Raw genomic sequence first — 9,115 nt, 5'->3', positions numbered from 1 at the left:
CGGCCGGGGGTCAGCCGAGGAAGGTGCTCACCAGCAGGTAGCCGTTCAGGCTGATGATCAGCGCGGCGACGACCGACCCGGCGAGCGTGGTGACCCGGCGGTTGACCCAGCCGCCCATCAGGTCCTTCCGGGAGGTCAGCCAGAGCAGCGGCACCAGCGCGAACGGGATGCCGAAGCACAGCACCACCTGCGACCAGACCAGCGCCGTCGTCGGGTCACCACCCAGGCCCAGCACCAGCAGCGCCGGGGCCAGGGTGATCAGCCGGCGGACCAGCACCGGGATGTGCTTGCGCAGGAACCCGGCCATCACCACCTGGCCGGCGTGGGTGCCGACCGAGGAGCTGGCGAACCCGGCGGCGAGCAGCGCGACGGCGAAGGCCAGCGCCGCGCCGCTGCCGAGCTGGTCGCCCAGGCCGGCGTGCACGCTCTCCAGCGACTCGATGCCGTCGCCGGCGGTGAACAGCTGGGCGGCGATCACCAGCATCGCGGCGTTGACCAGCCCGGCCAGCCCCATCGCGATGAAGACGTCGATCCGCTGGGCGCGCAGCAGGCTCCGCCGTCCGGTGTGGGTCTTGCCGGCGGTGATCGTGTCGCCGTACCGGCCCGGGGTCAGCGCGGAGTGCACGTAGATGACGTGCGGCATGACCGTGGCGCCCAGGATGCCGGTGGCCAGCAGCAGGCTGTCGGTGCCGGCGAAGCTGGGCACCATGCCCGAGGCGACGCCGCCGGGGTCGACGCCGGCGCCGATGAGCGTGTAGACGAAGCCGCCGCCGATGACCAGCAGCAGCCCGGTGATCACCCGCTCGAACGGCCGGAACCCCCGCGACTGGGCGGCCAGCAGGACGAACGCGACGACCGCGGTGATGATCCCGCCCATCCACAGCGGCACCCCGAACAGCAGGTTCAGCGCGACCGCCCCGCCGACGATCTCGGCCAGGTCCGTGGCGATGGCCACCGCCTCGGCCTGCGCCCACAGCCCCCAGGTGACCGTTCGGGGGAGCCGCTCGCGGCAGCAGGTGGCCAGGTCGCGCCCGGTCGCCAGCCCCAGCTTGGCGGTGAGCGTCTGGATGAGCATCGCCATCAGGTTGGCCGCGACGATCACCCACAGCAGGGTGTAGCCGAACGAGGCGCCGCCGGAGAAGTTCGTCGCGAAGTTGCCCGGGTCGACGTAGGCGACCGCGGCGACGAACGCCGGCCCGAGCAGCGGCCACAGCCGCCGCTTCGTCTTCGGGGGTGTCGGCCGGGGGAGGGTGCGCGGCAGCGTGCTGGTGAGGACGGCGGCCTCGGTCTTCGACAGGTACACGGGGACCTCGCGGGGGGCTGGGGCGGGGCGGTCGCTCCTGTCCTGCCCGACCCGCGGGGGCCAACCGGGCCGACCTGTGGCCCCCGGGGGTCAGGTCAGCCTCACCTGCCTCCCGCCCCCCGGGGGGCTTTCGGTACCAAAAGCGCCGCGCTTTCGGTACCAAAAGCGCCGCGCTTTCGGTACCGAAAGTGCCGAGCTGCCCGTACCGAGAGCCCCGGGGGCTCGGTGCGGGGAGCCCGGTCAGGGGCGTTTGGGCTGGCGGACCAGGGTCCAGATCGGCAGCTCGTGGTCGACCGCCGTCCGGGTGGAGTGGGTGACGGCGAAGCCCGACCGCTGCAGCCAGCGGACGACGGTGGAGGTGTAGACCGTCGCCGCGGCCGGCACCCCGTCGGCGTCGCACCGCTCGATCACCGGCTGCAGCACCGCCGCCCCCAGCCCCTGGTGCCGGGCGGCCGGGCGGGTGCCGACGGCGTGCAGCCACCAGTGCGGCTCGTCCGGCCGGCCGAGGGCGCCCAGCCGCTCGCTGGCCAGCACCACCGGCTGGCGGGCGCCGAACACCCGGGGCAGGTCGCGGTCGATCACCGCCTGCAGGTCGGCGGCGTGCTCCCCGGCGTCGGGGGCGACCCAGGCGGCGGCGGCGTTCACGTCGTCGGTCACCCACGCCGTCCCGGCGAGCACCGGCACCAGTGCACCCCACAGTTCGGCCCAGCGGGAGAGTCGCTGGGTGCGGCCGTCCTCGGGCAGGGCCCAGGACGTCCAGCGGTAGTCGGGGTAGGCGGCGGCCAGGGTGGCGGCCAGCCGGGGGACGTCGGCGCGGGTGGCCTGCCGGACGACGGGGAGCTCGGTCACCCGAGGATCAGACCACGCGGCACCGCCGACGGCCGGGGGAGCTGTCAACCGCCATTCGCCAGGAGCACAACAATTGCGCGGACTGCGCAATCAGCCATTCCGTGTCGCCATTCCCGGTCGCTGCGCACTTGAGTGGGCGTCGTCCAGCCCGACGGCGACAGGAGAGCACCGATGACCAGTCCAGCCACCCCCGGCACCCTCGGCGACGCGGTCTACGACCGGCTGCTGAGCGAGCGGATCGTCTTCCTCGGCCGGGAGGTGGACGACGCGATCGCCAATCAGCTCGCCGCGCAGATGCTGCTGCTCTCCGCCGAGGACCCGACCCGCGACATCCACCTCTACATCAACTCACCCGGTGGTGCGGTGGGCGGTGGGATGGCCGTCTACGACACCATGCAGTTCGTCGACTGCGACGTGGCGACCTACGCGATGGGCATGGCCGCGTCGATGGGGCAGTTCCTGCTCACCGCCGGCACGCCGGGCAAGCGGTACGCCCTGCCGCACGCGCGGGTGATGATGCACCAACCCTCCGCCGGCCTGGGCGGCACCGCGGCCGACATCGGCATCCAGGCCGAGATGCTCGGGCGGCTCAAGCGTCAGCTCAACGAGCTGCAGGCGCACCACTCCGGGCAGCCCGTGGAGCAGGTGGAGCGCGACGCCGACCGGGACCGCTGGTTCACCGCGACCGAGGCCCGGGAGTACGGCCTCATCGACCACGTGCTCCGCGACGCGTCGGCCCTGCCGGGGTGACCGGCGCGGTGGCCGGGGCCCCGGCGACGAGCTCGTCGATCCGGGCGGCGTGGGCGCCGCGCCAGTAGACCCGCCCGCACCGGGTGCACCGGGAGAACTCCTCGACGGTGCGGCGGGTGCCCGGCTCCAGCTGGTCGGCGACCTCAGTCTTCGGCACCGGTGCCAGCTCGCCGTTGCAGGCGGTGCACCGGGTCAGCGGGGCGGGTGCCGTGACGAACCGGTCCAGCACGTCGGCCAGCTGGGCGTCGGTGCCGCTGCCGCGGACCAGCGCCCCGTGCGGCAGTGCCCGGCGCATGAGCAGTCCGCGGTCCTGGGTGAGCAGCACCCGGTCCTCGGCCACCGCCTGCGCCACCAGCTCGGGGTCGGTGGCGTCGTTGCGCCAGGCGGCGTCCAGACCGAGCAGCCGCAGCCGGCGGGCCAGCCCGCCGAGGCCGACGTCCAGCAGGAACCCGCCGGTGGGCACCGGCTGCGGTCGGCCGGCCGGCGTCACCACCAGGACGGCGCCGGGGGCGGTGCGGGCGGCCAGGTCGACGGCGGCCCCGTCGACCAGCACCCGGCCCACCTCGGTCAGCGGCACCCCGGCCGCCTGTACCAGGTGCCCGACCGTGGCGCCCGGGTCGAACGGGAGGGCGCGCTCGCCGCCGGTGCGGTACCGCGGGGGCAACAGCCACCGCAGGTCCGGGGCCAGCCGGACGACGACGGTGCGCCCCGCCGGGGCCGGACCGTCGTCCGTGGCTCGGTGTGCGGCGTCCATGCCGGGTCGGTACCCCGCCGGGTCCGGCAGATGCTTGAACATTCATGTACCGACGCGCAGACTGGAGGCCCACCGAGTCCCAGGAGCCCAGCCGTGCCCGTCCAGCGCCTCAACCACGCCGTCCTCTTCGTCCGCGACGTCGACCGCAGTGCCGCCTTCTACCGCGACGTCCTCGGCTTCCGGGTGACGGTCGAGATGCCTGGCCGGGCGGTGTTCCTGCAGGCCGAGGGGTCGACCAACGACCACGACCTGGGCCTGTTCGCGGTGGGTGCGCAGGCCGGGCCGTCGGGTGCGGGCCGCAGCACCGTGGGGCTCTACCACCTGGCCTGGGAGGTCGACACGCTCGCCGAGCTCGCCCGGATCCGGAGCGCGCTGGCCGACGCCGGCGCCCTGGCCGGTGCCTCCGACCACGCCACCACGAAGGCGCTCTACGCCCAGGACCCCGACGGCATCGAGTTCGAGGTCTCCTGGCTGCTGCCGGCCGACCTCATCACCCCCGACGTCCAGGCGCTGGGCGCCACCACCCGCCCGCTGGACCTGGACGCCGAGATCGCCCGCTACGGCGCGCAGACGAAGGGCGGCCTCGGCGTGAGCGTCCCCGCCTGACGACCCCGCTCGTCGAGTGGGCAGTTCCGGTGGCCGACACGGTGCGACACGCCGCGCGCGGCGACCGGAACTGCGCAGTCGCTGTGCGTCAGCCGACCGCCGCGCCGGGCTGGGGGCGGATGAGCAGGATGCTGCTCACCGCCGTGCCCAGCAGGCGGCCGGTCGCGTCGAGCAGCTTCGCCTCGGCCAGGGCCGTTCGGCCGCCGAGGTGGGTCACCGTGCCCACGCAGGTCACCCGGCCGGTGTCCAGGGTGATCGCCCGGAGGAACTTCACCGTCAGGTCGAGGCTGGTGTAGCCGACGCCGGCGGGGAGCATCGAGTGCACCGCGCAGCCGGCGGCGGAGTCCAGCAGGGTCGCGTAGACGCCGCCGTGCACCGAGCCGATCGGGTTGTAGTGGTACTCGGCCGGCTCGAACGCGAAGACCACCCGGCCCTCGTCCACCTCGACCAGGTCGAAGCCCATCGTCGCGGCGATCGGCGGCCCGGGCAGCTCGCCGGCCACCACCGCGCGCAGCACGTCGACCCCGGCGGCGGAGCGGGCGGCCGTGGCGGTCTGCATCGGGTCGCCCCAGGTGAAGCTGCGTTCGCGATCGGTCACGGCCGGACGGTAGCGCTCAGCCCTGCGCGGGCCAGTCGAACAGCGGGTCGCCGGCGACCACGGCGCGGCCCGCGGACACCGGCGGCACGGTCTCCGCGGCGGCGTCCATGACCACGACCGGGCTGACCGGCGAGAGGCCGGCCGCCCGCACCGCGGCGACGTCCACGGTCACGACCCGGTCGCCGACGGCGACCTCGTCGCCCTCCGCGGCGTGCAGCGTGAACGGCGCACCGGCCAGCTTCACCGTGTCCAGCCCGACGTGCACCAGCACGCCCCGGCCCGCCGGGGTCAGCACGATGAACGCGTGCGGGTGCACCTTGAGCAGCCGCCCGGTCACCGGGGCGAGCACCTCCACCGAGCCGGCGTCCGGTGCCGGCTCCACCGCGACGCCCGCGCCGACCAGCGACGCGGCGAACACCGGGTCGGGGACGTCGGCCATCGGGACGACGGTGCCGGCCAGCGGCGCCGCGACGCGCAGGGCCGCCTCGGTCACAGCAGGTCGTTGACGTCGTCGGCCAGCGAGTCCGCCTCCGGCCCGACGACGACCTGGACGATCGTCCCGGCGACCAGCACGCCGTGGGCGCCGGCGCGCTTGAGCGCGGTCTGGTCGACCAGGGACGGGTCCTTGACCTCGGTGCGCAGCCGGGTGATGCAGCCCTCGACGTCCTCGATGTTGGCTGCCCCGCCCAGTCCGGCGACGATCTGCTCGGCCTTGCCCATGGAGGTCTCCTCTCGGCGACCCGGGGGTCGCATCCGGTGCCTGCGAGCGCTCCAGGAAAGCGCCTCGCCGGGCTCGCGTCCAGGGTGTTGACAGGGCCGTGTCGCGCCCGCCATCCTCCCCGGTCAGCTGGTCATGACCGGACGGTACCGGTTGCCCGACGCCCGAGGGAACGACCGGCGAACAGCCCCGCCAGCAAGTCGCGCCGCCCCCAGCCCGCGCACGTCCCCTGGAGACCGCACATGAGCTTCCTCAACGCCCCACCGACCGGACTGCGCGGTCTCGGCGGCCTGCAGCGGCTGGGTCGCAGCCTGATGCTGCCGATCGCCGCCCTGCCCGCCGCCGGCCTGCTGCTGCGCCTGGGGCAGGACGACCTGCTCGGCCGGTTCTCGGCGCTCGAGGACGTCGCCGCGGTGCTCGCCGCGGCCGGCAACGCCCTGTTCGCCAACCTGCCGCTGATCTTCGCCGTCGGCATCGCGATCGGCTGGGCGAAGAAGGCCGACGGTTCGACCGCGCTGGCCGCCGTCGTCGGCTACCTGGTGCTGTCCAACGTCTTCGAGGCGATGAGCCCGATCGTGCTGGGCGCCGCCGCCGAGGGCGAGGAACAGGAGATGATCGACTTCGGGGTGCTCGGCGGCATCCTGGTCGGCATCTTCACCGCGATGCTGTGGCAGCGCTTCTACCGGGTGAAGCTCCCCACCTACCTGGCCTTCTTCGGTGGCCGGCGGTTCGTCCCGATCATCACCGCGGTCAGCATGATGGTGCTGGCGGTGCTCATGTCGTTCGTCTACTCCGCGTTCGACGCGGTGCTGACCACGCTGGGCGAGGCCGTGGACGGCAACACCGTCGTCGGCGGCGGCGTCTTCGGCACGGTCAACCGGCTGCTCATCCCGCTGGGCCTGCACCACATCATCAACACGATCGTCTGGTTCCAGCTCGGCTCGTTCGAGAACGCCGCCGGTGACATCGTCAACGGCGACATCACCCGGTTCTTCGCCGGTGACCCGGACGCCGGCACGTTCATGACCGGCTTCTTCCCGATCATGATGTTCGCCCTGCCGGCCGCGGCGATCGCCATCTGGCACGAGGCCCGCCCGGAGCAGAAGAAGGTCGTCGGCGGCATCATGCTGTCGACCGCGCTGACCGCGTTCCTCACCGGCATCACCGAGCCGCTGGAGTTCTCCTTCCTCTTCGTCGCCTGGCCGCTGTACGTGGTGCACGCGGTCCTCACCGGCACCTCGCTGGCGCTGACCAACGCACTGGGCATCCACGACGGGTTCACCTTCTCCGCGGGCGCCATCGACTACCTGTTGAACTTCGGGCAGGCCGACAAGCCGCTGTGGCTGATCCCGATCGGCCTGGTCTACGCCGCGATCTACTACGTGCTGTTCCGGTTCGTGATCCGGAAGTGGAACCTCAAGACCCCGGGTCGCGAGGAGGACGCCGAGGCCGTGGTGGGCAGCACGGACGCCGGCGTCGCCCCGGCGGCCACCCCGGAGACGGTGGCCCCGGCCAGCACGACCGACGAGAGGCCGCAGTCCTGACCGACGATGAGGGCCCCGTGCTGCGGGGCCGGCTGGTCACCGGCGGCTCGGTCGTCGACGACGGTGTGCTCGCCGTCGCCGGCGACCGGGTCGCGTTCGCGGGCCCGGCGTCCGCCTGGACCGGCGAGCTGCCGGCGCCCGCGCCCGGGGTGCTGCTGCTCCCGGGGCTGGTCGACCTGCACTGCCACGGGGCCGCCGGGCACGGGTTCCCCGACGCGGACGCCGCCGGCGTGCGCGCCGCGGCCGCCCACCACCGGGCGCACGGGACGACGACGCTGGTGGCCAGCCTGGTGTCCGCCCCGGCGGCGGTGCTGCGCGAGCGGCTGGCCGTGCTCACCCCGCTGGTCGAGGCCGGGGAGCTGGCCGGGGTGCACCTGGAGGGGCCGTTCCTGTCGGCCGCCCGCTGTGGCGCCCAGGACCCGGCCGCGCTGGTCCCCGGCGACCCGGCGCTGCTGGCCGAGCTGCTCGCCCTCGGCCGGGGGACGGTCGTGTCGATGACCCTGGCCCCGGAGACGGCGCACCGGGCCGAGCTGGTCGACCTGCTGCGGGCACACGGGGCGCTGCCCAGCTTCGGCCACACCGACGCTCCCGCTGCCGAGGTCACCGGCGCCGTCCGGGCGGCGGCCCCCGGTGGCCGGCTGTCGGCCACCCACCTGTTCAACGGCATGCCGCCGCTGCTGTCCCGCGCCCCCGGGCCGGTCGCCGCCTGCCTGGCCGCCGCGGCGCGCGGCGAGCTGGTGGTCGAGCTGATCGGCGACGGGGTGCACCTGGCGCCCGACACCGTGGCCACGGTCTTCGACCTGGTCGGCCCGGGCGCGATCGCCCTGGTCACCGATGCGATGGCCGCCGCCGGCATGGCCGACGGCGACTACCACCTCGGGTCGCTGCCGGTCGCGGTGCGCGACGGCGGCGCCCGGCTGGCCGGGGGCTCGGGTGCGATCGCCGGGGGCACCGCCCGGCTGGTGGACGTCGTCCGGGCCACCGTGGCCGCCGGCGTGCCGCTCGCCGACGCCGTCCTGGCCGCGACCGGCACCCCCGCCGGGCTGCTCGGCCGCACCGACGTCGGGCACCTGACCCGCGGAGCGCGCGCCGACGTGCTCGTCACCGACCCCGAACTGAACCCCACCGCCGTCCTGCGGGCCGGCGCGTGGGTGCACCGAGAGGAGAGCTGACCGTGGAGGTCGTCCTGCTGCCCACCGCCGAGGACTGCGGGCGGGTCGTCGCCGACGCCGTCGCCGGGTCGGTGCTGACCGCGCTGGGCCGGGGCGGGCCGGTCGTGCTGGGGCTGGCCACCGGGTCCTCGCCGCTGCTGGCCTACCGGGAGCTGCTGCGCCGGCGCCGGGAGGAGGGGCTGTCCTTCGACGGCGTGCAGGCGTTCCTGCTCGACGAGTACGTGGGCCTGCCCGCCGGGCACCCGGAGAGCTACCGGGAGGTGATCCGCCGCGAGCTGACCGACGAGCTCGGGCTGGACCCGGCGGGAGTGCACGGCCCCGACGGTGCGGCGGCCGACCCGCTGCAGGCCGCCCGCGACTACGAGGAGCGGCTGCTGGCCGCCGGGCCGGTGGCGGTGCAGGTGCTGGGCATCGGCGCGAACGGGCACCTGGGGTTCAACGAGCCCGGCTCGTCGCTGGCCAGCCGCACCCGGGTCAAGACGCTCACCGAGCGGACCCGCCTGGACAACGCGCGGTTCTTCGGCGACGACGTCGACGCGGTGCCGCGGCACGTGATCACCCAGGGGCTGGGCACGATCCTCGGGGCCGAGCACCTGGTGCTGGTGGCGACGGGGGAGGCCAAGGCGGCCGCGATCGCCGCCGCCGTGGAGGGGCCGCTGACGGCGTCCTGCCCGGCGTCGGTGCTGCAGCTGCACCGGCACGTGACCCTGGTCGTCGACGAGGCCGCCGGCGCGCAGCTGGCCCGGGCCGACTACTACCGGTACGTCCTCAGCCACAAGCTGACCGCCCAGGGGTGGTGACCCGCTGAACCCGGCCGGGGA

11 protein-coding genes are annotated in these 9,115 nt (G+C 74.7%); 5 read left to right on the top strand and 6 right to left on the bottom strand.

What is annotated here, in order from left to right:
- Positions 1-10: 10 nt before the first annotated feature.
- Positions 11-1,303 carry an Nramp family divalent metal transporter gene (locus ACJTNH_RS05035; protein ID WP_458173239.1) on the bottom strand — a complete coding sequence of 431 codons (1,293 nt, stop codon included), beginning with the start codon at positions 1,301-1,303 and terminating at the stop codon, positions 11-13.
- Positions 1,304-1,543: 240 nt separating this feature from the next.
- On the bottom strand, positions 1,544-2,152 hold the full coding sequence (locus tag ACJTNH_RS05030) for a GNAT family N-acetyltransferase (protein ID WP_458173237.1): 609 nt from the start codon (positions 2,150-2,152) through the stop codon (positions 1,544-1,546).
- A gap of 171 nt (positions 2,153-2,323) precedes the next feature.
- On the opposite strand from ACJTNH_RS05030, the gene ACJTNH_RS05025 reads away from it, so the two are divergent.
- Positions 2,324-2,902, top strand: coding sequence for an ATP-dependent Clp protease proteolytic subunit (locus ACJTNH_RS05025; RefSeq protein WP_458173235.1), 579 nt, complete (start codon positions 2,324-2,326; stop codon positions 2,900-2,902).
- On the opposite strand, the gene ACJTNH_RS05020 is transcribed toward ACJTNH_RS05025, so the two are convergent.
- Positions 2,859-3,656: a Mut7-C RNAse domain-containing protein gene (locus ACJTNH_RS05020; protein ID WP_458173233.1), complete on the bottom strand. Its 798-nt coding sequence runs from the start codon at positions 3,654-3,656 to the stop codon at positions 2,859-2,861. The genes ACJTNH_RS05025 and ACJTNH_RS05020 overlap by 44 nt on opposite strands.
- A gap of 93 nt (positions 3,657-3,749) precedes the next feature.
- On the opposite strand from ACJTNH_RS05020, the gene ACJTNH_RS05015 reads away from it, so the two are divergent.
- A complete protein-coding gene (locus ACJTNH_RS05015; protein WP_458173231.1) occupies positions 3,750-4,262 on the top strand; it encodes a VOC family protein in 513 nt (170 codons plus the stop codon).
- A gap of 88 nt (positions 4,263-4,350) precedes the next feature.
- Here ACJTNH_RS05015 and ACJTNH_RS05010 read toward each other — a convergent pair whose 3' ends face one another.
- Genes ACJTNH_RS05010 through ACJTNH_RS05000 form a run of 3 tightly spaced genes read right to left on the bottom strand, consistent with a single transcriptional unit; the run spans position 4,351 to position 5,580 of the window.
- Positions 4,351-4,860, bottom strand: coding sequence for a PaaI family thioesterase (locus ACJTNH_RS05010; protein ID WP_458173229.1), 510 nt, complete (start codon positions 4,858-4,860; stop codon positions 4,351-4,353).
- Positions 4,861-4,876: 16 nt separating this feature from the next.
- Positions 4,877-5,353, bottom strand: a complete 477-nt coding sequence (locus ACJTNH_RS05005; RefSeq protein ID WP_458173227.1) for a PTS sugar transporter subunit IIA — start codon at positions 5,351-5,353, stop codon at positions 4,877-4,879.
- Positions 5,350-5,580, bottom strand: a complete 231-nt coding sequence (locus tag ACJTNH_RS05000; protein WP_458173225.1) for a PTS transporter subunit EIIB — start codon at positions 5,578-5,580, stop codon at positions 5,350-5,352. The genes ACJTNH_RS05005 and ACJTNH_RS05000 overlap by 4 nt, the downstream gene beginning before the upstream one ends.
- Before the next feature lie 240 nt (positions 5,581-5,820).
- Here ACJTNH_RS05000 and ACJTNH_RS04995 point away from each other — a divergent pair, with 240 nt between their 5' ends.
- From ACJTNH_RS04995 to nagB, 3 genes are read left to right on the top strand one after another with little or no spacing between them, the layout of a single operon-like run.
- Positions 5,821-7,122, top strand: coding sequence for a PTS transporter subunit EIIC (locus ACJTNH_RS04995; RefSeq protein WP_458173223.1), 1,302 nt, complete (start codon positions 5,821-5,823; stop codon positions 7,120-7,122).
- Positions 7,123-7,139: 17 nt separating this feature from the next.
- A complete protein-coding gene (locus ACJTNH_RS04990; protein WP_458173221.1) occupies positions 7,140-8,294 on the top strand; it encodes an N-acetylglucosamine-6-phosphate deacetylase in 1,155 nt (384 codons plus the stop codon).
- Between the two features lie 2 nt (positions 8,295-8,296).
- Complete coding sequence (gene nagB, locus ACJTNH_RS04985) at positions 8,297-9,094, top strand: glucosamine-6-phosphate deaminase (RefSeq protein ID WP_458173219.1); 798 nt, start codon at positions 8,297-8,299, stop codon at positions 9,092-9,094.
- The last annotated feature ends 21 nt before the right edge of the window (positions 9,095-9,115 follow it).

It is taken from the genome of Modestobacter lacusdianchii, from assembly GCF_054177765.1.
This window is presented reverse-complemented; position numbering and strand designations above follow the sequence as displayed.

Bases quoted from the DNA above. Each gene is read 5' to 3' on its own strand.
- ACJTNH_RS05025 (WP_458173235.1), top strand. From the start codon at position 2,324: ATGACCAGTCCAGCCACCCCCGGCACCCTCGGCGACGCGGTCTACGAC.
- ACJTNH_RS05020 (WP_458173233.1), bottom strand. From the start codon at position 3,656: ATGGACGCCGCACACCGAGCCACGGACGACGGTCCGGCCCCGGCGGGG.
- ACJTNH_RS05000 (WP_458173225.1), bottom strand. From the start codon at position 5,580: ATGGGCAAGGCCGAGCAGATCGTCGCCGGACTGGGCGGGGCAGCCAAC.
- ACJTNH_RS04995 (WP_458173223.1), top strand. From the start codon at position 5,821: ATGAGCTTCCTCAACGCCCCACCGACCGGACTGCGCGGTCTCGGCGGC.